Origin of the sequence: Paucisalibacillus globulus DSM 18846, assembly GCF_000482485.1 — a bacterium.
Taxonomy (GTDB): domain Bacteria; phylum Bacillota; class Bacilli; order Bacillales; family Amphibacillaceae; genus Ornithinibacillus; species Ornithinibacillus globulus.
The window spans coordinates 53,865-77,186 of sequence record NZ_KI519437.1 but is presented as its reverse complement, the minus strand read 5'-3'; the positions used below and the strand labels follow the sequence as shown (position 1 = coordinate 77,186).

The window sequence follows — 23,322 nt, the reverse complement described above, 5'->3', positions numbered from 1 at the left end:
CATGAAATAAGTACTTAAAATTAATTTTGTACGTAGGTAGATTCAGAATGAGTCATAATTAATCAAAAAATTGGGAGTGATTGGGGATGGGTCAACAGGAGTTATTTGATGTAACGGTTATTGGCGGAGGACCAGCGGGGTTGTATTCAACTTTCTATAGCGGGTTAAGGGAAATGAAGACGAAAGTTATTGAATTTCAGTCAAAACTTGGTGGAAAAATTCATGTCTATCCCGAGAAGATGATCTGGGATGTTGGTGGCGTTACGCCTAAATCTGGGGAGAAGTTAATGGAGCAATTGGTTGAGCAAGGCTTAACCTTTAATCCTACAGTTGTACTTAATGAAAAAATAGAATCAATATCTCGTAGCCAAGAGGGAATATTTTTGTTGAAAGCAGCATCCGGCCAAATTCATTATTCCAAAACAGTAATTGTTGCTGTGGGAAGTGGCATTTTACAGCCTAAAAAGCTCAAAATTGATGGGGCAGAACGCTTTGAGGTTGCCAACATTCATTATACAATTACGTCACTTGCTAGATTCAAGGATAAAACAGTGATTATTTCAGGTGGCGGCAATACGGCCATAGACTGGGCAAATGAATTAGAGCCTATTGCCAAAAAGGTATACATTACTTATCGAAAGGAAAGTCTATCTGGTCACGAAGCACAAATTACACAGTTACTGAATAGCTCTGTAGATTTTCTCCCGAAAAAGAGTATTACAAGATTAATAGCTTGTGAGAATCAGGAAAGAATTAAAACGGTTGAATTAACCGATCAAGAAATGGGCGTGCCTATCTATGTAGATATTGATGATGTCATCATTAGTCATGGCTATGAGCAAGATACGAGTTTATTAAAAAACAGTGACTTACATATTGAAATGGTAGATGACTTTTACATTGCCGGTAACTCTCATAGTGAAGCGTCCATTGCAGGTTTATATGCTGCTGGGGATATTCTTAGTTACGATGGGAAGTTACATTTAATTGCAGGTTGCTTCCAGGACGCAGCAAATGCAGTAAATAAAGCAAAACAATATATAGAACCATTAGCAGAAAAATTTGCTATGGTATCCTCCCATAATGAAATCTTTGAAAAGAAAAATCGAAAACTAATCAAAGAAATGATGGGATGAAATAAGCCATGGGGACAGGTACCTCGGCTCGGAGCCGAGGTACCTGTCCCCATGGTCTTCGCGAACCGAGTTCATTTAATGTTAATATATTAGCTAGTCCTTCGGAGATTACCGCAATTTTTCCACTGAAAAAAATACAACTCGAATAGGTGAATGCAGATAAAATTCCAACCACAAAGCCTTTAATTGGTGGTCTTTGTATGTCCCCATTTAAAATGTTTGAAGCGAAAAGTACTCCCCTCAAGATCAATAGGATAGACAAAATAGTGATAGTTTTTGATTTGATTTCTCGTGAAAGCCGACTCTAAAATGACTCCAATCCATACAAACTGGAACATTAGAATGATGGTTAATGATGCAGGGAGATACTGCATTGCCCCATAGTAAAATATGCTAGTTAACCCGACAAGACAGCCTGACATCATAATTGGTATGATGTTCTTTTTATTTACTCCTTTGAAACTAGAACGTTTATTTAACAGAGTAAGTCCCTATAGTAATAGAAAAGAGATAAGCATTTGAACAATGGTAATTTGTCCAAGTGAGAAACCATAGCTAAATCCCAACTTTGCAAATACAGGTGTAAAGCCAAAACATCCAGCGCCCACTAATACTAATAAAATTCCCTTATTAAAATTCATGATGTGGTCTCCTTGATGCTAAAACTAATCCTACTATATATATCATAAAAAATCAGTAGTTTTTTCATGGACAGCTAGTCTCTCATTTAAGAAGGCATGGTAATCAAACAATTAATTTCAGAATATTTTAAAGTAATACTTTATTAATATTCACTAGTCGTTTACTATAAAAGTGAGAGGTGATGTACGTGATAACGGAAAATTTACCAGATGATTTGTCCCTTCCTGCTCTTTTATTGGATCTAGATGCCTTTGACCAGAATTGTAAAATGATTGCTGAAAAGGCAAATGGAAAAACGATACGAATTGCTTCAAAATCAATACGTTCTGTTCCGGTACTAAAAAGAATTTTTGAGTCAAACGAGGTTTTCAAAGGACTCATGTGTTATAGTCCATATGAGGCTATCTTCCTTGCAGAACAAGGCTTTGATGATATCCTTCTTGGTTACCCATGCTGGGATCCGGAAGCACTTGCCCAAATTGCCGCACTTAATGGTGCCGGTAAACAAATTACTTGTATGGTTGATTCTATGGAACAAATAAGGCATCTAAACAAAATTAGTGAGAAAGTAAATGGGCTTATTTTTGTATGTATTGATGTGGATATGAGTACGACATTTGGTAGCCTCCACTTTGGTGTCAGGCGCTCTCCTTTGAAAACGGAGAATGATGTTATTCGATTGGCAATGGTAATAAAAGATTCTCCTAATCTGAAGTTTCTTGGAGTTATGGGGTATGAAGCACAAATAGCAGGGGTGGGTGATAGACTTCCTTCTCAACAAGTGAAAAATCATGTAGTCACAATGTTAAAGAAGAAGTCTATCCATACAATTAAAAGGCGGAGAGAACGGATTGTTCGGGCTCTTGAAAAGGAGGGGCTCAAACCGGTATTGGTAAATGGTGGTGGGACAGGTAGTCTAAATACGACGTCAAAAGAGGAGTGTGTTACGGAACTGACTGCGGGTTCTGGATTCTATTCCCCTTTACTGTTCGATTACTACCGAGATTTCCACTTTAAGCCGGCTTTGTTTTTCGCATTGCAAGTTGTTAGAAAACCTGCTTCGAATATCTACACTTGTCTTGGCGGAGGGTATATTGCATCTGGGCCACATGGTAAAGACAAGGTGCCTCAACCTGTTTATCCACCAGGTGGGAAGTTACTATCTTTTGAGGGTGCGGGGGAAGTGCAAACCCCAGTTTATTACGAGAGAGAAACATTGGAAATTGGTGATCCTATTATCTTCAGAGCAGCAAAAGCGGGAGAAATTTGCGAGCGGTTTGATGAAATCCTGTGTGTTGATCAACAACAAGTTGTGGACCGATATCTTACTTACAGGGGGGAAGGAAAATGTTTTCTGTAATTAAAGCGGTACAAGGGAAACGATGGAGGAATTGGTCGCATACATCGGAAAGCACACCGGAAAAAACCTTTTATCCATCCTCTATAGAAGAAGTTGTTTTTATTGTTCAAGAAGCTTTAAGGCAAAAAAAGAAGATTAGGGTAGTAGGGGCAGGGCATTCATTTACTAAGTTAGTAGAAACGAATGATTGGCTCATATCACTTGATTCACTCAGTGGGATTGAACAAATTGATGAAGCGAATGGCATGGTTACCGTTTTAGGTGGGACGAGACTATATCAATTAGGAGAGGGGCTTGGACTTGCAGGATATGCACAAGAAAATTTAGGGGATATTAATGTGCAAAGCATAGCGGGTGCTATTTCAACTGGAACGCATGGCACCGGAGTGGGATTTGGAAGTATACCTTCCCAAGTAGTGGAGCTTACGATAGTAACCGGAACAGGGGAGATTCTAACTGTCTCTGAAAAACAAAACGGTGATTACTTTAAGGCTTGTCTTGTATCACTAGGCAGTCTTGGAATTATTGTGAAGGTTAAGCTGAGAATAATTAAGAGCCCGGTTTATGAATATAGAAGTGAAAAGGTGGAATATGGAATTTTTTTGGAGCGGCTTAAGAACTATATCATCGAAAACCGCCATTTTGAATTCTATCTGTTCCCTTATTCCGATGTTGTACAGGTGAAGAGAATGAATAGTACAAGTCGTAAGCCTCAGCGTTTGTTTTTCCATCACTTCAAAAATCTTCTGTTGGAAAACTATTTATTTTTTGCGCTGTCAGAGTTTAGTAGATTGTTTCCAAGAAGCAGTAGCACAATTAGTAGATTATCTGCCAAGGGAGTTGGTAAAACAACTATTGTAGCTACAAGCCATAAGCTGTTTGCCACTCCAAGATTGGTGAAATTTAGAGAAATCGAATACTGTATTCCTCTTGCCAATTTAAAAGTCGCAATTCAAGAGGTTCGAGAATGTATCGAGGTGAAAAAATATAATGTGCATTTTCCGATAGAATGTAGGACCGTTAAAGCGGATGATATTTGGCTAAGTCCATCTTATCAACGGGAATCTGCATATATTGCATTTCATATGTACAAAGGTATGCCCTATGATGAATACTTTCGTGATATGGAGGCTATTATGCAGAAATATGAGGGAAGGCCACATTGGGGGAAAATGCATAATCTTGGCAAGCGAGATTTATTTAAAATTTACCCTAAACTAACGGGATTTTTGGCTATAAGGCAAGAACTAGACCCACAGGAGATCTTTTTGAATGACTATATCAAAGATATTTTGGTTGGAAAGGAAGTAGACAAATATTTGCAAGAGAATCGCTAATAACAGTCGAGTTTAGTCGGTTGGTATTGATACAGTATTTGTATGTGAAAAGATATTTCTCTTTGATTGATAGACAATCGTTGTAAAAAACATACGTCCAAGTTGATGCTAGCTCGAATTTAACCCCTGAGTGTAGATCCATCACGAGAAACGATTGGATAGATTTAAAGCCGAGGGACCTGTCCCCGCGGCCTCTAATTTTCAAAGAAGGTGATAGAAGTGAAGAGGAAGCTTATTCTTTTTGATATTATATGTTATGTTGCATTACCGTTTGTGATTTGGAATTACGGTAGGGATATAATCGGTGACTATCCCGCAATGCTTATTTCAACAATTCCAGGATTCATTTATACTGCTTACCGCTTTGTAGTTGAACGGCAATTTAACATTGCAGGATTGTTTATCATTAGCTCATTGTTCATTAGTACAACAGTAAATCTTTTGTCAGGTTCAGCAGAATAAATGCTGTGGAATGGGATATACCTGGGGCTATTCTACGTTTTAATACATTTCATAGCGTTTATTATAAAACGTCCACTGGCTTTGTATTTTGCGGTTGACCTTGTGTATTTGCAAGGATGGCAAAGAGAGCAAAGCACCCCTGTGTTTTATACAAAGGGAATTTTCAAATGGTTTCAGATTATACAATTACTATTTATTATACGTGGATTATTCATAGCGGGTTTGAAAACATGGTTGCTGCAAAAATACGGTGTAGATAGCTATGAACAGATGCTAATCTACAGGCAAATAAGCGAATGGTTTTTTGGATTACTTATTACTGCAGTATTTATTTATACAAATGTGCCTATCGGTAAATATTTTGAACAAAGGAAGATGGAAGAAAAAGCAGAATGACTTTAGCGCTAAAAATGTATTCATAACAAGAAAGAAATAATAGAGTAATAATGCACACTGTAGCGTTGTATTTTGTTAGAATAAAACATTGACTGTATTTAGTAAGAAGGTCAGATCGTGGAGAAGAATACGATCTGACGATACCAAAAAAGCATCAATATGGACACTCTAAAAAACATACAAAAGGCTTGGCTACAACGCTCTTTCTTTCTTTCAATTTGCATATTCAAAAAAATAACCCCTTATGTGAGGTATTATTATTCATTCTTAGGTTACTCTAAAACTGAGGTGATTCATGTGCTTCAGAAAATGTTACTTTCAATTGTTTTTGTTTTCTTCTTTTTTAATTTATCTGGGGTAAACGCTGAAAGTAATAAAAATATTGAGATTATGGATATTGAAAAAAATAAGATAATTAAAGTAACACCTATAGATTCTAATATTCAGTTAGAAACTGAGAAAATCATTAAAGAAATCAATGGTGTCGTTAAAGCATTCAAGCCGATTCCAGATAAGGGTTATATGATTAAAATCCCCTTGGAGCCATCTTATCAATTAGAGAATAGATGGATTAATGCTTTAATTGATGAGGTTATCTTAATTATTCCTGAAACGGAAAACCCGTTCTTACTTACCTTTGACGATGAAAATAACTCTTATTTTTTTACTTTTCCAGTAAAAATTGATAAGTTATTAAAAACATTAGAATTCCCCATTTAAAAGACCTTTTTTGGTCTTTTTTCTTGTTGTTTAGGAAATTATAAAATTCTGTGATTGTGGATAACTTTGTGTGGTAAACTTCAATTATCAGTTATAGAGGTAGATAGCCATGTCTAAAGGTTCTGGCGTAATCAAACTAATCTTAAAAGAATATTTCATTGGATTTTGGGAGTTGCATTCTAATCGCTTTCCGGAAGAGTATCGTAAGGACATAAAAGAGACTGTTAAAAAAACAATCAGTTGTGGGAGTTCTGATCTGGGTTATGCTAGATATGAGTGTTTTGGTAACGTAGGAAACAAAATACCAAAAATAATCTGTTATACTTGTAAAAGTAGATTCTGTCATCGATGTGGTAAAAAATATACAGATGATTGGTCTGACAAGCAACAGGAAATGATATTTAATGTCCCCCATCGACATATGGTGTTTACTATTCCTAGAGAATTGAGAGACGTATTTTATGATGATAGAAAGAAATAAAAGGAACTAAGTAAATAGGTAGAAGTATTCTAATACCACAATTATAAGAAAAGTAAGAAGAGGGGCTTTCGCTCGGGCATTATCACTGTTATACATACATTTGGACGTGATCTAAAGTTTAACCCACATATACACGCTTTGGTTACAGAAGGTGCCTTGGATAATAATAAAGAATGGGTTTCCTGGGAATCAAAAGGTAATTAATCTTATCAATACGTTATACCAAAGATAAAAAACTAGGGACTTTTTCACTGGTCTCGTACTGTCCCCGTAGCTTTTATTGATCTAGAATATCCAAAACAATCTCTAAAGAGCTTTCTGCCGAGATAAGAATGAAAGTTTTCATACTTATCTCTATGGTATTCGTTCCAATAGCTAATCATTCTCTGGTAGCTTTTGCAAAAAGAATCCGCATTTTCAAGACAGAATTTCTTTAAAGGCTCAGTGTCTTTATCTTTTAAATGTTCATAAGTCATTTCTAATATCTCTACCACATATTCATCACAGATTTTTACGATATAAGGAATTGCCCAGTATTCATAATCCATCTGAAGTAAGGAATAAATATGCTTTTGGCGAACAAAGCCGTCACAACTTCTGGAGAAAATGCAATGTAAAATCATCTTTTGTTGTAAGCTTAGTTTGTCTATAATTTTATCTGTATTATCGATGTAGTATATGCGATAAGGAAACTGAATTACATTATTCTCTTGTAGGTAGTGGATTCTTTCTTGGGATACATCAATTTTGACACTATTAAATGTTTTGTTTGTAATCAGTCCAATCACTTTCGTAACATCATCTCTCAAAAATTGTGGAAATCCAACTTGAAACAACATATCACATCCTTACTCAGGTAATCAGTCTTACTTCCCTACCTAATCATGACAGTTTATGTTAGTTATTGTCTTGGCAGGAAAATGAGTATTTTAAGGTAAAAAAGTCACTTTCAATTTTCGGCATTCCACCTTTTTCATAACATCGATCACTTGCAAAACTAATTTCTTTGTTATTAAAGTAGGATTGTGCACTAATTAAAAAGGTAATTGTTACTAATGATACGACGCTTAATGCAATTACTATTTTCATTTTAACTTTCATTAGCTCACCTTCTCATTATCCTCATTTCGTTTAATGGTATTTTCATATTAATAAATTTCCCTTTGAAAGCCAACCATAATACGTTTAAGTGTTACCCATCTTATTAATTTGGCAGATTCTATTGGGAAAGTCTACACCAAAATTGCGATAATCCTCAGGGACAGGTACCTTGGATCAAAGAGCCGAGGTACCTGTCCCCATGGTTCCTTTATATCATCTTTATCATTATTTTGCTAAGCGTAATTTGCGACTATATAATGTGAGACCACCTAACAGCGTGAGAATTAAACCAATTAGCATATGTGTGTACATATTCGATGCAGTAGATGGTAATGGTTTGCCATCTTTATTTTTATCAACAATTGTTCCTTCATTTTTATCTGTCTCTTTATTATCCGTATCTTTTTCTACTGGAGGTTTCTCTTTTGCCTCTTTAGCTGTTGTGATTGCTGCGTGTAGTAAGGCTTCTGCTTCGTCCACTTCTTTCTGTGTTGCATTTACGTCTTCACTTACACGAATTGCATGTGCTAGTGCTTCTGTTAATTCAGTTGTAACAAGTTCTTTATCGATTGCTTTAGCTTCTTTAATTGCTTTATTTAGTGCATCTTTATTTGCTGGAGTAGCTGGAACTTCAGTAGCGTCTTTAATGGCTGCACGTAAAGCTGCTTCTGCTTGATCCACTTCTTCTTGTGTCGCATTTGGGTCTTCACTTACACGAATTGCATTTGCTAGCGCTTCTTCTAATGCAGGTGTAACAAGATTCTTATCCATTGCCTTTGCTTCTTCAATGGCTTCATTTAAACTTTCTTTATTTGTTATTATGCCTAGGTTTTTAATAAACGCATAGGTTTTTGGTGCGCTTTCCTTTAATTCTGCGTTTGTTTCATCATTTAAGAAGTAATATGCAAAAGCCTCGGCAAAATACTCCTCAGGATACTCGAAATATACATTCGGTAAAAAGATTGGCTGTTCTTCAGCAAGGATTTTTAAAAATGTATCAGAACTACTTATATCATCAAGAACGTAATGATCAATAGGATGGGCAATTTCATGAAGTTCTAAGTTAATAGCACTATGTCCCATTCCGTAGTCACTGTATCCGATTCGGGCGACGGATGTTTGACCACCAGCTCCTGGAACATCGTCCCAAGTTAGGCCAGTACCTTCCCATCCTCTAGGAACTTCCCCTTTAAGATATTCGTATTCAGCTAATTCTGTAATCTGGAAGTTTACTAGCTTCATTACAACATCATGTTCAACAAGTCCTCGTAATAGATTCGCATGAACACGTTGGATACGATAGACCATTTTTAATGCTTCTTCTCGGTCGTAATCTCCTTTTGTGACAATTGTAATTAAATCATCAATTACTTCCTCAACTTGTGGTAATGCATTTTTGATTGCTCTTCGTAAATTTGTGTCTGCTTCATTAATTTCTTCTTGTGTTGCATCTGGATTATTAGATACAGCAATTGCATGTTCCAATGCTTCTGTAAGCTCAGGTGTTACATGTGCTTCATCGAATGCTAGTGCTTCTGCAATCGCTTCATTTAAACTATCTTTTGTACTTTCAACCGGACCTAAATTCTTAATAAACTCATGGGTTTTTGGTGCTTCTTCTTTTAATTGTGCATTTGTAGCATCATTTAAGAAATAGTAAGCAAATGCCTCTGCAAAATATTCACTCGGATAAAATTCAAAGTATACATCCGGCAAGAAACTCGGTTGTTCTTCTGCATGGATTTCTAAGAACGCAGAAGAATTACTAATATAATTTAAAACGTATCCATCAATAGGATGAGCGATTTCATGTAATTCTAAGTTAACCGAAGAATGTCCCTCTCCATAATTGCTGTACCCAATCCGAGCAACGGAAGGTTTACCACCTGCTCCAGGCACATCATCCCATGTTTTCCCAGTGTCTTCCCAACCTCTAGGAACTTCTCCTTTTAGATGGGAAAATTCTTCTAGCTCTGTAATGGGGAAATCAACAAGGAACATTATAATGCCATTATCAATAAGTCCTTGTCTAAGATTGGAATGAATTCCGTTAATTCGTTCAACCATTTTGCCAGCTTCTTCACGATCGTAGTCCCCGTTACTTACAACCGTAATAAGCTCGTCAATCACTTCTCTTATCTGATCAGAGTCATCATATACCTGAAGCTGTTTTTGTTTTAAACCTTTTAATTCATTTGTAGCTTGGTCATCTACTAGATTATCGTATGCATGATTTGTATCTGCAGCTGTATTCATTGTAAATGACATTACAAAGATAATAGATAAAAAAATAATTTTAAATAAGCTAGATTTCATCTTGTACCTCCATCAATGATTTTGTTTTTAAGAACACAGAAATACATTCCCTCACTTTTGAATATTCTGTAATCTCTTGATGTAAAAGTACAGTAACTATATATAACCCCCTTTCAATCTAATGCTCTAGTAAATGCACTCGTTGTTTATATGATATAATAGATTTAATATTCAATCCATTTAAAACACCAAATGAGAGCCATGGGGACAGGTACCTCGGCTCTTTAGGCCGAGGTACCTGTCCCCATGGCTTAATTTCAGATATTTAATTCTAACCATTCATCTGTCTCTTGGAATCCAAATTTTTTGTAGACTGGTCTTCCCATTTTTGATGCACCTAGCCATATTTTTGAAACCCCTAAAGTTTCTACTTCAGCTACTAACCTTTTTAATATACTCGTTGCAATACCTTGTCCACGGTAATTTTCTTTTGTATACATATTGGTGATATAGGCCTTTTTTCCACTTTTGTTTGTATAAGTTGGAGGAAATTCATATAGAATTACCGCACCACAAGCAATAATTTCTTCATTCTCTTCAACTAGCCACTGAATTAAGGAACCATCACTTAGTTTATTTACAAAAAAGTTATTGAGTTCCTCATCTATCTCAATACTTGGTTTAATTCCTTCATCTACTAATTGTCTTTTTCTTAGTTCAATCAGTTCATTCATATCACCTAAAGTTGCCTTACGATAATTCAGCATCTTAACACCTCAGCTATTAATAGGACCGCGGGGACAGGTACCTTGGCTCTTTGAGCCAAGGTACCTGTCCCCGCGGTTTTCTCTACTTAGTATAATTATCAAAATACCCTTGGATATAAATCATTGGTGTTCCTTTATCTCCACTGCCAGATGTTAAATCTGATAGGGATCCTATTAAGTCTGTTAATCGACGAGGTGTAGTACCTTGTGCTTCCATTGCACCAACGAGGTCGTCATTTTTGTTTTGAATGTATTCGGAAATAGCTTGTTTTAACTCTTCACCACGTAAATGAGAGAAGTTGTTATCAGCTAAATATTTTAATTTTACTTCGTTTGGTGTGCCTTCTAGCCCGGCAGTAAAACCAGGTGATACAACAGGATCAGCAAGCTCCCAGATTTTACCCACTGGGTCTTTGAATGCTCCGTCCCCATAAACCATTACTTCAACTGTTTTTCCAGTTACTTCTTTTAACTTAGCTTGAATGCCATCCACAATGGGTTGACAGTTATTAGGGAATAACTTAACACTTTCTTCTGTCGATTTATTGGAACCAAGTAGGCCGTAATCTTCATTAAAGCCACTGCCGTTAACGGATTCTACAAGAATATCATCTAGGCCAAATACTTTCTCAGCGCCGTTGTTTGTCAGAATGCGTTTTGTTCTTAAACGAGTGTGAATATCACATGCTAATACATTCTTTGTATAGTCTAAAATAGTTTTCGCATTGTTGGAGAAGATAACTTCACAAGTTGCACCTTCTGATTCAATCAACTCTTTATAGTACTCGATATAGTCAACACCGGTAAATGGATGTTTTTTATTACCAAAGTGTTTACGGAAATCAGCTTCAGATAATACGTCTGTCCATGGATTAATGCCTTTAACATCTAGTTCATCAATATCTACAAGGTGATTACCTACTTCATCAGCAGGATAGCTTAACATTAAAACGATACTTTTAGTTCCTCTTGCAATACCTCGTAAACAATTTGAAAAGCGGTTGCGGCTAAGGATTGGGAAGATGACACCAACTTTTTCCTCACCAAATTTTGCTTGGATGTCTGTGGCGATATCATCAATAGTTGCATAGTTTCCTTGGGCACGAGCTACAACGGATTCGGTTATTGTTACAATGTCACGATCTTCAATAGAAAATCCTTCTACCTCCGCTGTATGTAATACCGTGTTCACTACGATTTCTTCAATATTATCTCCAGTGTTTATGATCGGTCCGCGGAGTCCGCGTACAACTGTTCCAACTACTCTTTCCATAATTATCTCTCCTCAAATAAGAGTTTACTTCCTAATGGGTATTATTTATTCAACCCTCTGTTACTATACCCTGTAGATTGCTATAAGTAAAATTAATATTTATAATACCAGGTATAAGGGGTGTTTATATGATTGGGAAGTTAGATTTATATCGGATATTTCATGTAGTTAGTAGGAATAAAAGTTTTTCCAAAGCGGCTATTGATTTATATATGACACAGCCTGCTGTCAGCCAAGCTATTTCAAGACTGGAGAAAGAACTGGACATACAGCTTTTCAATCGAACATCAAAGGGCGTTGAGTTAACCGATGAAGGAAATCTATTGCAGGATCATGTGACGTCAGCGTTAGGTATGATTCAGGTTGCGGAAGATAAACTATCTGATTTTAAAACTTTACAAACGGGGCAATTACGTATTGGGGTTGGGGATACTATCTCTCGGTATTTTCTATTGCCATATTTAGAGGAGTTTCATAAAAGATTCCCTGGTATAACCTTGAACATTTTAAATAGAACTACATCTGAAATTATCAATCTAATTAAATCCGGAAAAGCAGATGTTGGGGTATGCAATTTACCTGTAGAGGACGATCAACTCCAAGTTATACCCTGTAAAGAGATTCAGGATACGTTTGTATGTGGAGAGAAGTATAAGGATATTACCGAAAAACCGATGAGCTTAGAGGACTTAATCAAGCTCCCATTAATATTTTTAGAACGGAAATCAAATTCCCGAATGTTTGTAGAGAATTTCCTTAAAAAGAGGGGCTATCAAGTTGCACCAGTATTTGAACTTGGCTCGTATGATTTAGTGTTGGAATTTACCAAAATTAACCTAGGCGTTTCGTGTGTTATAAAAGAGTTTGCGAAGGATAACCTAGACAGAGGTGATTTGTACGAGATTAAGTTAAAAGAGGAAATTCCTAGAAGGAGCATCGGCATTTGCTATTTAAAAAATGTTCCTTTATCACGTGCAACACGGACATTTGTGGAAAGTATTCATGGTATTTAAGCTTGGGAAGAAATACCTGTAAATGATTAGGGAAAGGCTGAGAGAGTTTTTAAATTTATATTTAAAGGCTCTTTTCGTATAGATTGTTGCTATTATTAATCTCATCATCCATAGGTAATAAGAAAATAGGCATTAATAAAATTTTCCTATTACCTCAACTGTTGAATTGACTATAAATATAGTTAGCAAGCATAGTAAAAACAATTTCTACCATTTCATATGTTGAACTTCTTAAATTATTGATTTATTATCAAGAATTACACATTAAAAGAATAATCCTTGGGTTTTAATCAGTGGTCATTCTAATGAAGAATGTTGGTGCTATAAAATAATCCACAGTATTATTCCACCTATAATGGCCACTGGAATTGTAATAAGGTATATCATAGATAGATTGGAGAAGCTTTTTTGACTATTATAATTTGTATCGGTGGAATTGACAGCAATCACAGTAAAAATTAGTCCAATGATACCTAAAAAGATTCCTAGAGCAATAAGAATTTTCATGTTGTTCCTCCTATAAATGTTGTTGCTAAAATTGACCTAATTTCTGTAGTTTTTGTTTAAACCTCTTTAAAAATAATATAGTTTAAATTCGCTTCTTTATCACCATCCAATTGTTAGTTTTTCTTCCCATCCACTTCATGAAAAAAGAGTGATTCTTAGTTTTGACCAAGATTCACCCCAATAGAAAATTCAAATAATAATGAGTTACAGTACAATTTTGTTTTCCTATACTATTTCAATCCTAACGTCCTAAATTATTCAACGCACGTACAAATCTAGAAATACCCTCTTTTATTAATTCACTTTCCCCTCTACCATAAGTGAAACGTACGTAACCTTTTTCAGTACCAAATATGCGCCCAGGAACAAAGGCAACCCCTTCTTTTATTGCAAGATCTAGTAATTTGTATTCATCAATCTCCTCGATTAATTTATACCAAAAATGAATTCCACCCTCTGGTACTATAAAATTCGATTTATCATTTGTTAACTTAATTAGGGTTGAAATCATTAAATCTCTTCGTTCTTTAAGGTCATTCCTTAGTTTTACAATATGTTTATCAAATTGGTCTGAACCAATAAATTCATTAGCAACCCATTGAGGAAAAACACTGTGCCCAAAATCTACTTGTTGTTTAGCATCTGCGAGACGTTCAATAACTTTTTGTGGACCAATGATCCATCCAATTCTTAGTCCCGATGCTACAATCTTAGAAAGAGAACTAATATATACCACATTACCGTTATAATCCATTGATTTCAGATTTGGACCTATTTCCCCATCAAAAGAAGTTAAACTATATGGATCATCCTCTATAATTGGAATTCCGTATTCAGAAGATAATTCAAGAATCCGTTTACGTCTATTAAGTGACATTTTCGTCCCTGTTGGGTTTTGGTGATCAGGATTTAGAAAAAGCATTCGAATTCTATGTTTTTTCTGTAATGCTACAATTTCTTCGGGATCTATACCGTCCTTATCAACAGGTAATAATAATGTTCTTAGTCCAGCAGACTGAAAAATGGGTAGAGAATATGAATAAGATGGATTTTCGATTGCCACAGTATCTCCCGGTTTAAGTAAACATTGAACAATTAGATGTAGGGCTTGTTGTGCACCCGAAGTAATGAGAATAGAGTCTGGGCTAACAGAAATATTTTTATAATGTTGTACGTGCTTTGCTATCGTCTCCCGAAGTTCTAAATTCCCTTGTGGATGATCATAGCCCAAATGACCATTAAAAGGCTGATTAGCTAGAATAGAATGAAACTGTTCCACAGGTAGTAAATCTGGTGCTAATTCGCCACTTGCTAAGTTGATTAACTTGTTTTTCTGTGTTTCTGTACGAAGTTTCTGTACTAAAGGAAGATTTGGCAGAAAAGAACCATCTTCTACATACCTTCCCCAGTTTGGCATTCTTTTATGGGATATCCCCCAAATGTCCGTACTTATATGTGTGCCACTTCCTCTTTTTCTTTCCACTACTCCAATGGATTGTAATTCATCATAAGCAGCTACAATAGTACTACGATTAACATTTAGTTTTTCTGCTAATGATCTTTCTGAGGGCAAAGGATGATTAGGAGATAGCGCTCCATTTGCAATCCCCTTTTCTATGTAATCAGCAATTTGTTTATAAATAGGTTTTTTTGAAGTCCGATCGATTGTAAAGTTCATTTGTAACTCATCCCTATTATTCGTATTTAGTGGTGCCTGTCACTTCCCGGATTTCATCGAATATTGTCGAAAGTATAAACGTTTTTGTTCTAGACTGCAAGCTTGAATAATAAAAACCCCTTTTAACCCATGGAGCTAAAAGGAGTTATTATTCGTCAAAATATGACAAAAAGCGGGAAGTGACAGGCACCCCCCTACACAGGCACCCCCCTACAAATTACTCACTGCCCGTTTCATATCGGCTGCACTTGTAATGGCTGATATAACGGCCACTCCGTCTGCACCTGCATTCATAACGGTTCGAGCATTTTTCGTGTTAATGCCGCCAATTCCAACTAGTGGTATAGTAGGATACTGTTTGCGTATAGCTGTTATCCATTCTACACCTACAGGCTTTTTTGCGTCCGCTTTTGTTGTCGTACTAAAAATGGGACCAACACCCAAATAATCCACTAGTTGAATGGGGCTTTGTTTTAACTCTTCTGTATTTGATACAGAAAGACCAATGATTTTATCTGGCATTAGTCTTCTAATTTCATGCACGGATAAGTCATCTTGCCCAACGTGGATCCCGTCAGCTTCTAAGGGTTCTACAAGGTCAATATCATCGTTAACAATAAACAAAAGATTATACTCCCAGCATATCTCTCTTAGTTTTTTCCCTAATTCTAATTTATCTTTGCCAGTTAAGGGAGCTTTTCCCTTTTCTCGAAATTGGAAAGCTGTTATGCCTGATTCTGCTGCAAGCCTTAATGTTTTCACTGGGTCTTGATAACAGTTTTGCGACCCCATGATAAAATACTTTCGCAGTTTTTTTGCAAGTAATATGTTGTTCATGACTACCTCCCCAGTAATGTTTCTGTATCCATGGATAGCGCATCTATAAAATGCGGAATGAATGTGCCTGGCCCTTTTACCTCTGGCTTTGACGCGGTATATTTTGCTGCTAATCCATAAAAAGATATTGCTGTTAATGCCTGCTGTTCTATCGGGTCGTCCGTTGTTAAGCAGGCTGTTAAGATGGAACCAAGTAGACACCCAGCCCCAGTCACTTTGGTTAATAACTCATGTCCTAATTGGTTATGGATTAGCTTTGCATCAGAACATAAGATGTCTGTTTTTCCAGTTAGGATTGTAGTAGTCTGATAGATCTCTGCAACCTTCATTGCAACAGCTTCGGCATCCCCACTACCAATGGCATCTACACCTTTTGACTCCCATGGAATATTAGCTAAATGGGCAAGTTCACTTGCATTCCCTTTTATAGCCGTTGGTTTGACTTCTTGTAAAATCTCCTTTACAATACTCGCTCGAAATGGGGTTGCAGCAACTCCAACTGGGTCTAAGACAACGGGTATATTTCGTTCATTAGCGGTTTTACCGGCAAGGATCATTGCCGGAACTTCCTGCTTCGTTATCGTACCAATATTCAATAATACGCCATCAGCCAATTGAGCTATTTCTTTTGCTTCCTCCCTTGCTTTAGCCATAATGGGTGATCCTCCAAAAGAAAGCAAACCATTAGCGGTAAAATTGATTGCGACTTGATTGGTTAAATGATGGATGAGTGGGTTCTTTGTCCTAACTTTTTTGATGATAGAATCGTTCATCTTGTTACCCCCTTCATCCGCGCTGCGAAGTGATTTGTCGGCCCGTTACCATTCCCGAGAGGAAAGGCAAATTGTATAGCATTCGTAATAAATTGCTTGGATTTTTCTACGGCGATAGGTAATGCTACCCCTTGGCTTAAATAGGATGTAATGGCAGCTGAGTACGTACAGCCTGTTCCGTGAGTGTTATTGGTATGTATGCGTTTGGCACTAAATGTATAGAGTTTATCCCCGTCATAAAGAATATCAATTGCTTCACCAACTAAATGTCCACCCTTTACAAGAGCAGCTCCAGCTCCATACTGGTGTACAATTTCATTTGCGGCATCCTCCATATCTGCAATAGTTTTAATGGATTTGCCAGTAATGAATTCTGCTTCTGGAATGTTTGGGGTTACGATGGTCGCTAAGGGTAAAAGATGGTCCAGTAAATAACTACGGGCATCTGTATGAATTAGTTCATCTCCACTCGTTGCAACCATTACTGGGTCCATGACATAAGGAATAGTAAGGTTTTTAATTTTTTCTTTGATTACTTTCATCATACTAATAGTCGCGATCATGCCAGTTTTATAAGCGTGAATAGGCATATCGGATAAGATAGAATCTAATTGCCTGGTTATCATTTCTTCTGGTACGTGATGAACTGCTTGAACCCCAGTTGTGTTTTGTGCAACGACAGAGGTAATGACAGACATGCCATACGTTTTCAGTTCTTGAAATGTTTTCAGGTCTGCGTGAATCCCTGCCCCGCCGCTTGGGTCTGTTCCTGCAATGGTAAGTGCACATGAAATATTATTCACTAGTAAGCACCTTCTTTTTTGATGGCCATTCCTCACAAGTGAATGCCATTTCCCAAAACTTCCATTCTAATTGACAGCTTTTACGAAAAGCATCTTGAGCTCGAATAACCTCTTCCGGAGATGCTTGTTCCATATATTTATCAAGGAGCTCTCGCATTTCCAGTGTGGTTTTTTCAACGACATCGTCTGCATAAAAGCTAATCCAATGGTAAAAAGGATGTTCTTCCGTTGGATTGTATTTTTTCATTAGTTCTTTTCCAATTTCTAGATAGGTCCAAGGGCAAGGAAGTAGAGCAGCTAATATTTCTCCTAACGTCCCTATTTGAGCATGATACATCATATGTTTGATATAATGATCAGCTGTTGGGGGTAGCGGATGCCCTTGTAATTCCTCATACCCAACCCCGATATACTCACAGAAATTGTGGTGGGGGTGGGTCTCATCATGTAAAACAAAACTGATTTTTTCATGGAAAAAGCTAATGTCTTCCCGACTTGTAGATTTTGCGAGTGCCATTCCATAGATTTTCATGAAAGCATTGAGGTATTCAAAATCAGCCTTTACATAATGGGTAATGGCCTCTTTGGCTATATCGCCTTTTCCAATCCCTTCAACAAATGGATGGAAAAAGATTAATTGATAGATATCATCATTTTCTTTACGTAATTGTTCCGTGAATTTCATTTAAAAAACCTCCCTAATATGTTTGTATTCGTTTTTCAAGATTGATTCGTGATAGGATAAACCAACCAATGAGACCTCCAGAAATACTGCTTATGAGAAATGATGGTAGAAAGGCAAAAGCCCCAATCGAGCTTCCCATTAGTAGAATGGCAAAGGGTACTGCGAATATAGATCCGAATATGCCGGTACCAATTGCTTCTCCAATGACAGCTACCCCATTTTTTCTAAACCTTTGGTAAAGATATCCTGCCAGGAAAGCTCCAATCATTCCCCCGGGAAATGCTAGCAATGTTCCTAGGCCAAGCATGTTTCGCAGCAAGCCAATCATAAAAGCAATTGCAACTGCAGGCCATGGTCCTAGTGTCACTGCTGCCATTACATTCACGGCATGTTGAACAGGATATGCTTTCGAAATTCCAGCTGGAAACCATAAAAGCTGTGCGCCTAATGTGCCAATTGCGACTAGTACTGCCATTGTTGTTAATAAACGTGTTCGATTCATTTTTCCCTCCTATTTTAGGGGAACCAAAAAAGCCAGGTCCTAAGGGAGGGACCTGGCTAAATAAGCTGAAATAGAATGGACGTATGTCGTCCGACTACTTCCCTCCGCTGGTACTAACCAGATCAGGTACGTAAGAGTCAGAAAGCTACCGTGCTTTCCTCTCAGCCCACGAATTCTTGGGCACCCCTAGTAGTTGATTTTGAATATTTAATTGTTCAGATATACCATAACAAATGATCTTGGAATTGTCATGCGAAATGAAGAAAAAGGGAAATAGGACCTAAATTGTGGTTTAGTCTTGTTGCTTTATCACAATAGATTTACGGAGGTTGGAAATCTCCTCACTCTGAATATGCTGGATCTGCAATATGAATAATTGTGTAAGAAGGAACTCTTTTTTAAATGGGTTTATCCGTCTAAAGTAGCAAGACTTGCGACATGCTTATGTCATACTTTCTACTTATAATTTAATCCCTTTGCCTTATATTACCAGAAAAAATAATATGGTAAGATGTAATCAGTTTGTAAAAATGGAGGTTGGAAAATATTGGGCAGAATAGGCATGCTTCTTGTCACGATATTACTAGCAATGCTTATTGTTAGTGGTTGCGGTAATGATAAGGATGAAGCAAAAGCAGATGAGAAAGAAAAGGTCACAGAAGAAAAAGAAACAGAAACGGAAGAAGAAGTTCAAGAAGAAGAGGAAGAAGAACAATCAGAAGAGGAAGAAGAAGTAGCGACTAAAGCAAGTGCTACAAGTGATTTCTCAGAATTAATTACTTTTATGGAGAATGAAACAGAGGGAACAGCGAATATTCTTTATGAAAAAAAGGAACCACAAGTACATACTATGGAAGGTGTAGAAGTCTCCTTAGATGCGTATACACTTGTTGAGTTAAAAGATTTCCATACAGATTTTAGTATCCCTTTTAATGATGAAACCGATGGTGGTGTCATCATTGCTCAATATACCGTGACGAATGACACGGATAATGACGTGTATTACATGCCTGCTTTTTACCTTTCATTCACAGGTGCTGAGAAGGCATATAACGATTATAGAGATTTATTACCAGAAGAAGATCGTTTAAGTGAAATATTGTCACCAACAAATGATTATGAACTTAAAGCAGGAGAATCGGTGACAGGATATTATGCATATCCTTTTGGTAAATCCCATTTACAAGTAGCATTAGACGTATCGACTGTAGCGGTGGAAGTTCCTGCTGCTGAATCAGTAAAAGGTGACTTTGGTAATCCAATTGGAAAAGTCGGCCAGTTCACTTTAAGCTTAAATGAAGCTGGTGCAGAAAAAGTTGCAGCCAATGAGGCTTTTTATAAAGATAAGATAACAACAGATGATATGGGCGAAAAGAAAATGCTTAAGGAAGAATCTGAAATTGGTAAAAGCGAAAAGTTAGGTGAAGTGACCGTTACGTTAGACGGGTACCAGTTTACAGAATTCACTCCAAATGAAATAGAGGCACCGAGGTTTGCAGATTGGACAAATGGAATTGTTGTATTGACAGTTAAGTTCAACCTTGATAATAAGGGATCTGACCCTATTGGTCTATCATCGATGAGCTCCAAACTGATAGTTAACGACGGTGACCAGTATATGTTCGATCAAGGAATGTTACTAGATTATAGCTACAATGATTTAATAGAAACTGGAAATTCTGGTGAGTATCTACAAATATACTTATTAGATAAAGAACAATATGATAAAATTTGGAAGGAAAAATCTTTCCAAATTGAATTTGGACCTATTAAAGGTCAGGATGCAAAGGATCTTTCTAAAGGGAAGACAGCGAATTTTGAGCTTTAATTATTAATGATTTTATCTAGAAAGAACGATAGAATACAGATTAGTAGAGTAGTGCGTGATCTAATCTAAAAAACAGGAGAACCGGTTGGATGTATAGATAATCGGCTCTCCTGTTTGTTTTTTTCTAAGAAGAATGCGTTAAAATAGATTTATATAGTAGAGGCCTTTTTAGGAAGAGTAATACGATATAATGATCGATTACTCTTTTTTTGTTGTGTAATTTATTTTTTTCTAAAAATTTTTACACTTCCCTATTGAACAACACGTAACGTGTTGTTTTATACTGGAGGAAAAGATAAGGGAGTGAGGAAAATATATACAATTGGCAAGCTATCTAAAAATACCGGTGTAACGGTTAGGACGCTAGATTATTACGATGAAATTGGATTAATTAAACCTTCGTCGAAAACTGAAGGTGGGCATCGGTTATATAACGAGGATAATGTTATGCAATTAGAACGTGTCTTGGCATTGAAGTACATGGGATTTTCACTTGATAAAATTAAAGAAATATTGAAAAGCTCCACATTAAACTGGAAGGAATCTATCGAGCAACAATTGGAGATGGTAAAGCGAGAACAGGAGCGCTTACAGATGCTAGAACGAGCTCTTCTTAGTGTGTCATACTCCATAGATTTTGAGGAACAGATTAATTGGCCAATTATTTACAGTATTATTCAATTCTATCATCAGGATCCAGAGGAGATACTTCAGCCATATAACAATTATTTAGGGAGGGAAGAAATGCAGAAGATAATGGAATACAATGCAAAGATGAGCGAAGAGGACATTCATGAATGGATGGGAACCATTCAAGCTATAAAAAAGCATCATGATATTGATCCAAACTCAGCATTGGCTCTTGAGCTTGCCCAGCGGTGGTTAAACCAGGCTGAAAAGATATTTGGGAATGATGAAGAGTTACTCGATGACTTGTGGGAATCGCTACAAGATTTGCAGGAAGGTATTGCATTTTACCCAATGGATAAGGAAGTTATTGGATTTTTACAACGTGTTTCTGAAGCACATAAGGAGGCGAAGTAATGGTACTTGATGTGAGAAATGTGACAAAGATATTTCGTGGAAAGGGAAAAACACGTGTGATTGCTAATGACAATCTCTCCCTTCAAATAAAGGAAGGGGAAATATTCGGGTTACTTGGTCAAAATGGTGCTGGGAAAACAACATTGGTCAATCAAATTGTTGGATTAGTAGCGCCTGATCAAGGAGAAATTAATCTATTTGGCAAGTCTGTATTAGAGTCCCCAGAACGTGCTCGGTCTATTTGTTCAGTACAACCACAGTCTCAGGTACCGCTTGGTTTCCTTACTCCGAGGCAGGCAGTTTCAATCATGGGGAAAATGCGTGCAGGGAAGAACTATAATCCGAAACGACTGGATATGCTGTTTGAATCACTTGGTATGGGAGAGTGGGCAGATAAAGAAGGTGAAAGGCTGTCTGGCGGTGCGCGCAGACTAACTGCTTTTTGTATGGCGGTAATTGCTCCAGGAAAATTGGTTATTCTAGATGAGCCGACTAATGATGTGGATCCGGTCCGAAGACGTTATCTTTGGGATGTGATTCGTAGCCTAACGAAGGATGGTACTTCTGTCATTTTAGTTACACATAATGTGTTGGAGGCGGAGAAGGCTGTGGATCGGGTTGCAATCATTGATAAGGGGAAAATTTTAACAAAGGGCACACCTTCTGAAATAAAGAGTTCCATAACTAACCAAATGCGAATGGAATTTACTATTAGCAATATAGAGAATATACATGTTCCTGAATGGGCAATTGCTACGCATCAAAGCGGAACACGAATGATTTGTCAAATCAACCCCTCGAATATATCAGACGTAATAGAGTGGGCGAGACGTGAAGTAGATAAAGGGGTTGTAGTCGATTATTCCATATCCCCAACAACAATAGAGGACGCATATATTGAATTAACTTCAAAGAAGGTGGTGGTATCGTCATGAGTGTATTTAATGAATTCAAGTATATATTTCAAATGCAATTTTTACGAAATGCCGGTTTTCTTATTTTTATGGTGTTGATTCAAATCCTGATATCCATAGGGATTGTCATTGGTTTTACTTATTTAATACCTACTCCTGATACACAATCCATTCTTTATTTAGCAACCGGTGCACCAACAATTATTTTAATTTTCACAGGGTTAGTTATTCTACCCCAACAGGTTGGGACATCAAAATCTGATGGATTTTTGGAATTTATGCGGACATGGCCTGTTAAGCGTTCGGCTATCTTAGGTGCTGATACAACCATCTGGTTACTGATTACCATCCCGGGTATTGTAATGGCTTCTATAGTTGCGCATCTGATGTTTAGTCCTGGATATGATGTGTCCTGGACAGTAGTTCCTGCCCTTCTTATGATCGCCTTAACCTCGATTGGAGTTGGCTATGGCTTCTCTTATTTATTATCACCAACAACCTCATTAGCGTTATCACAAGTCATTGTTTTCGGAGCGCTTATGTTTTCACCAGTTAATTTTCCAATGGAAAGACTTCCTGAATGGCTACAAGCACTTCATGAAGTTCTACCAATCTACTCGATGGCAGAAGTCATGCGGGAATCGTTAGCAGCGTCTACTTTTGATGCAACGATAGGGAATTATATTAATTTACTGATATGGTGTGTGTTGGGCTATGGTGGGGCGATTTATATTTTGAATAGGAAATAGAATAAAGGGGAATGGGATATATTGGTATGGAAAATCTACTGAAAATAGTAGAATAGTA

Annotated in this window: 26 protein-coding genes and 1 riboswitch; of the genes, 13 read left to right on the top strand and 13 right to left on the bottom strand. The window is 37.0% G+C overall.

Annotation, left to right across the window (positions count from 1 at the left end):
• Positions 1-86: 86 nt before the first annotated feature.
• Complete coding sequence (locus tag K332_RS0115810; protein ID WP_026908344.1) at positions 87-1,136, top strand: NAD(P)/FAD-dependent oxidoreductase; 1,050 nt, start codon at positions 87-89, stop codon at positions 1,134-1,136.
• 491 nt (positions 1,137-1,627) lie between these two features.
• On the opposite strand, the gene K332_RS24555 is transcribed toward K332_RS0115810, so the two are convergent.
• Positions 1,628-1,777 (bottom strand): hypothetical protein, encoded by a 150-nt coding sequence (locus tag K332_RS24555; protein WP_245604716.1) that lies wholly within the window; start codon positions 1,775-1,777, stop codon positions 1,628-1,630.
• A 191-nt stretch (positions 1,778-1,968) separates the two neighbouring features.
• Between K332_RS24555 and K332_RS0115795 the strand changes: the two genes are divergently transcribed.
• The 7 genes from K332_RS0115795 to K332_RS24885 all read left to right on the top strand — a co-directional run bounded on the left by K332_RS0115795 (position 1,969) and on the right by K332_RS24885 (position 6,738).
• Positions 1,969-3,138, top strand: coding sequence for an amino acid deaminase/aldolase (locus tag K332_RS0115795; protein WP_245604743.1), 1,170 nt, complete (start codon positions 1,969-1,971; stop codon positions 3,136-3,138).
• Positions 3,138-4,475 carry a D-arabinono-1,4-lactone oxidase gene (locus K332_RS0115790; RefSeq protein ID WP_026908341.1) on the top strand — a complete coding sequence of 446 codons (1,338 nt, stop codon included), beginning with the start codon at positions 3,138-3,140 and terminating at the stop codon, positions 4,473-4,475. Before K332_RS0115795 ends, K332_RS0115790 begins: the two co-directional genes overlap by 1 nt.
• A gap of 219 nt (positions 4,476-4,694) precedes the next feature.
• Positions 4,695-4,937 (top strand): DUF3159 domain-containing protein, encoded by a 243-nt coding sequence (locus tag K332_RS24035; RefSeq protein WP_156914219.1) that lies wholly within the window; start codon positions 4,695-4,697, stop codon positions 4,935-4,937.
• Between the two features lie 141 nt (positions 4,938-5,078).
• Entirely contained in the window at positions 5,079-5,333 is a 255-nt protein-coding gene (locus K332_RS24030) for a hypothetical protein (RefSeq protein WP_156914218.1), read from the top strand.
• Positions 5,334-5,630: 297 nt separating this feature from the next.
• On the top strand, positions 5,631-6,053 hold the full coding sequence (locus tag K332_RS0115780; protein WP_036689142.1) for a hypothetical protein: 423 nt from the start codon (positions 5,631-5,633) through the stop codon (positions 6,051-6,053).
• 109 nt (positions 6,054-6,162) lie between these two features.
• The gene (locus K332_RS22715; RefSeq protein WP_051359498.1) at positions 6,163-6,534 is read left to right on the top strand and encodes a transposase zinc-binding domain-containing protein; all 372 of its coding nucleotides are present in this window, start codon (positions 6,163-6,165) and stop codon (positions 6,532-6,534) included.
• Positions 6,535-6,612: 78 nt separating this feature from the next.
• Positions 6,613-6,738 carry a transposase gene (locus K332_RS24885; RefSeq protein ID WP_084288071.1) on the top strand — a complete coding sequence of 42 codons (126 nt, stop codon included), beginning with the start codon at positions 6,613-6,615 and terminating at the stop codon, positions 6,736-6,738.
• A 44-nt stretch (positions 6,739-6,782) separates the two neighbouring features.
• On the opposite strand, the gene K332_RS0115770 is transcribed toward K332_RS24885, so the two are convergent.
• The 5 genes from K332_RS0115770 to K332_RS0115745 form a co-directional block, all read right to left on the bottom strand.
• Positions 6,783-7,370: a hypothetical protein gene (locus tag K332_RS0115770; protein ID WP_026908339.1), complete on the bottom strand. Its 588-nt coding sequence runs from the start codon at positions 7,368-7,370 to the stop codon at positions 6,783-6,785.
• 61 nt (positions 7,371-7,431) lie between these two features.
• The gene (locus tag K332_RS0115765; RefSeq protein ID WP_026908338.1) at positions 7,432-7,635 is read right to left on the bottom strand and encodes a hypothetical protein; all 204 of its coding nucleotides are present in this window, start codon (positions 7,633-7,635) and stop codon (positions 7,432-7,434) included.
• A gap of 225 nt (positions 7,636-7,860) precedes the next feature.
• Positions 7,861-9,951 carry an anthrax toxin lethal factor-related metalloendopeptidase gene (locus tag K332_RS24305; RefSeq protein ID WP_211237426.1) on the bottom strand — a complete coding sequence of 697 codons (2,091 nt, stop codon included), beginning with the start codon at positions 9,949-9,951 and terminating at the stop codon, positions 7,861-7,863.
• A 257-nt stretch (positions 9,952-10,208) separates the two neighbouring features.
• Complete coding sequence (locus K332_RS0115750; protein WP_026908337.1) at positions 10,209-10,655, bottom strand: GNAT family N-acetyltransferase; 447 nt, start codon at positions 10,653-10,655, stop codon at positions 10,209-10,211.
• An 85-nt stretch (positions 10,656-10,740) separates the two neighbouring features.
• Positions 10,741-11,931, bottom strand: a complete 1,191-nt coding sequence (locus K332_RS0115745) for a coenzyme F420-0:L-glutamate ligase (RefSeq protein WP_026908336.1) — start codon at positions 11,929-11,931, stop codon at positions 10,741-10,743.
• Between the two features lie 128 nt (positions 11,932-12,059).
• On the opposite strand from K332_RS0115745, the gene K332_RS0115740 reads away from it, so the two are divergent.
• The gene (locus K332_RS0115740; protein WP_026908335.1) at positions 12,060-12,944 is read left to right on the top strand and encodes a LysR family transcriptional regulator; all 885 of its coding nucleotides are present in this window, start codon (positions 12,060-12,062) and stop codon (positions 12,942-12,944) included.
• A 321-nt stretch (positions 12,945-13,265) separates the two neighbouring features.
• Here the strand turns inward: K332_RS0115740 and K332_RS0115735 are convergent, their stop codons facing one another.
• From K332_RS0115735 to thiW, 7 genes are all read right to left on the bottom strand, one after another.
• On the bottom strand, positions 13,266-13,451 hold the full coding sequence (locus tag K332_RS0115735; RefSeq protein WP_026908334.1) for a hypothetical protein: 186 nt from the start codon (positions 13,449-13,451) through the stop codon (positions 13,266-13,268).
• Between the two features lie 241 nt (positions 13,452-13,692).
• Positions 13,693-15,129 carry a MocR-like pyridoxine biosynthesis transcription factor PdxR gene (gene pdxR / locus K332_RS0115730; protein WP_026908333.1) on the bottom strand — a complete coding sequence of 479 codons (1,437 nt, stop codon included), beginning with the start codon at positions 15,127-15,129 and terminating at the stop codon, positions 13,693-13,695.
• A gap of 210 nt (positions 15,130-15,339) precedes the next feature.
• Positions 15,340-15,966 carry a thiamine phosphate synthase gene (thiE, locus tag K332_RS0115725; protein WP_036689140.1) on the bottom strand — a complete coding sequence of 209 codons (627 nt, stop codon included), beginning with the start codon at positions 15,964-15,966 and terminating at the stop codon, positions 15,340-15,342.
• A 2-nt stretch (positions 15,967-15,968) separates the two neighbouring features.
• Positions 15,969-16,739: a hydroxyethylthiazole kinase gene (gene thiM, locus K332_RS0115720; protein WP_026908331.1), complete on the bottom strand. Its 771-nt coding sequence runs from the start codon at positions 16,737-16,739 to the stop codon at positions 15,969-15,971.
• The gene (gene thiD / locus K332_RS0115715) at positions 16,736-17,542 is read right to left on the bottom strand and encodes a bifunctional hydroxymethylpyrimidine kinase/phosphomethylpyrimidine kinase (protein ID WP_026908330.1); all 807 of its coding nucleotides are present in this window, start codon (positions 17,540-17,542) and stop codon (positions 16,736-16,738) included. Before thiD ends, thiM begins: the two co-directional genes overlap by 4 nt.
• Positions 17,535-18,227 carry a thiaminase II gene (gene tenA / locus K332_RS0115710; protein ID WP_026908329.1) on the bottom strand — a complete coding sequence of 231 codons (693 nt, stop codon included), beginning with the start codon at positions 18,225-18,227 and terminating at the stop codon, positions 17,535-17,537. Before tenA ends, thiD begins: the two co-directional genes overlap by 8 nt.
• Positions 18,228-18,240: 13 nt before the next feature.
• Entirely contained in the window at positions 18,241-18,729 is a 489-nt protein-coding gene (gene thiW / locus K332_RS0115705; protein ID WP_026908328.1) for an energy coupling factor transporter S component ThiW, read from the bottom strand.
• A gap of 82 nt (positions 18,730-18,811) precedes the next feature.
• A riboswitch (TPP riboswitch) is annotated at positions 18,812-18,927 on the bottom strand.
• A gap of 364 nt (positions 18,928-19,291) precedes the next feature.
• On the opposite strand from thiW, the gene K332_RS0115700 reads away from it, so the two are divergent.
• The 4 genes from K332_RS0115700 to K332_RS0115685 all read left to right on the top strand — a co-directional run bounded on the left by K332_RS0115700 (position 19,292) and on the right by K332_RS0115685 (position 23,264).
• Complete coding sequence (locus tag K332_RS0115700; protein WP_036689181.1) at positions 19,292-20,557, top strand: DUF5068 domain-containing protein; 1,266 nt, start codon at positions 19,292-19,294, stop codon at positions 20,555-20,557.
• Positions 20,558-20,860: 303 nt separating this feature from the next.
• Positions 20,861-21,601, top strand: a complete 741-nt coding sequence (locus K332_RS0115695; RefSeq protein WP_245604711.1) for a MerR family transcriptional regulator — start codon at positions 20,861-20,863, stop codon at positions 21,599-21,601.
• Positions 21,601-22,536 (top strand): ABC transporter ATP-binding protein, encoded by a 936-nt coding sequence (locus K332_RS0115690; protein WP_026908325.1) that lies wholly within the window; start codon positions 21,601-21,603, stop codon positions 22,534-22,536. The genes K332_RS0115695 and K332_RS0115690 overlap by 1 nt, the downstream gene beginning before the upstream one ends.
• Positions 22,533-23,264, top strand: a complete 732-nt coding sequence (locus K332_RS0115685) for an ABC transporter permease (protein ID WP_026908324.1) — start codon at positions 22,533-22,535, stop codon at positions 23,262-23,264. Before K332_RS0115690 ends, K332_RS0115685 begins: the two co-directional genes overlap by 4 nt.
• The last annotated feature ends 58 nt before the right edge of the window (positions 23,265-23,322 follow it).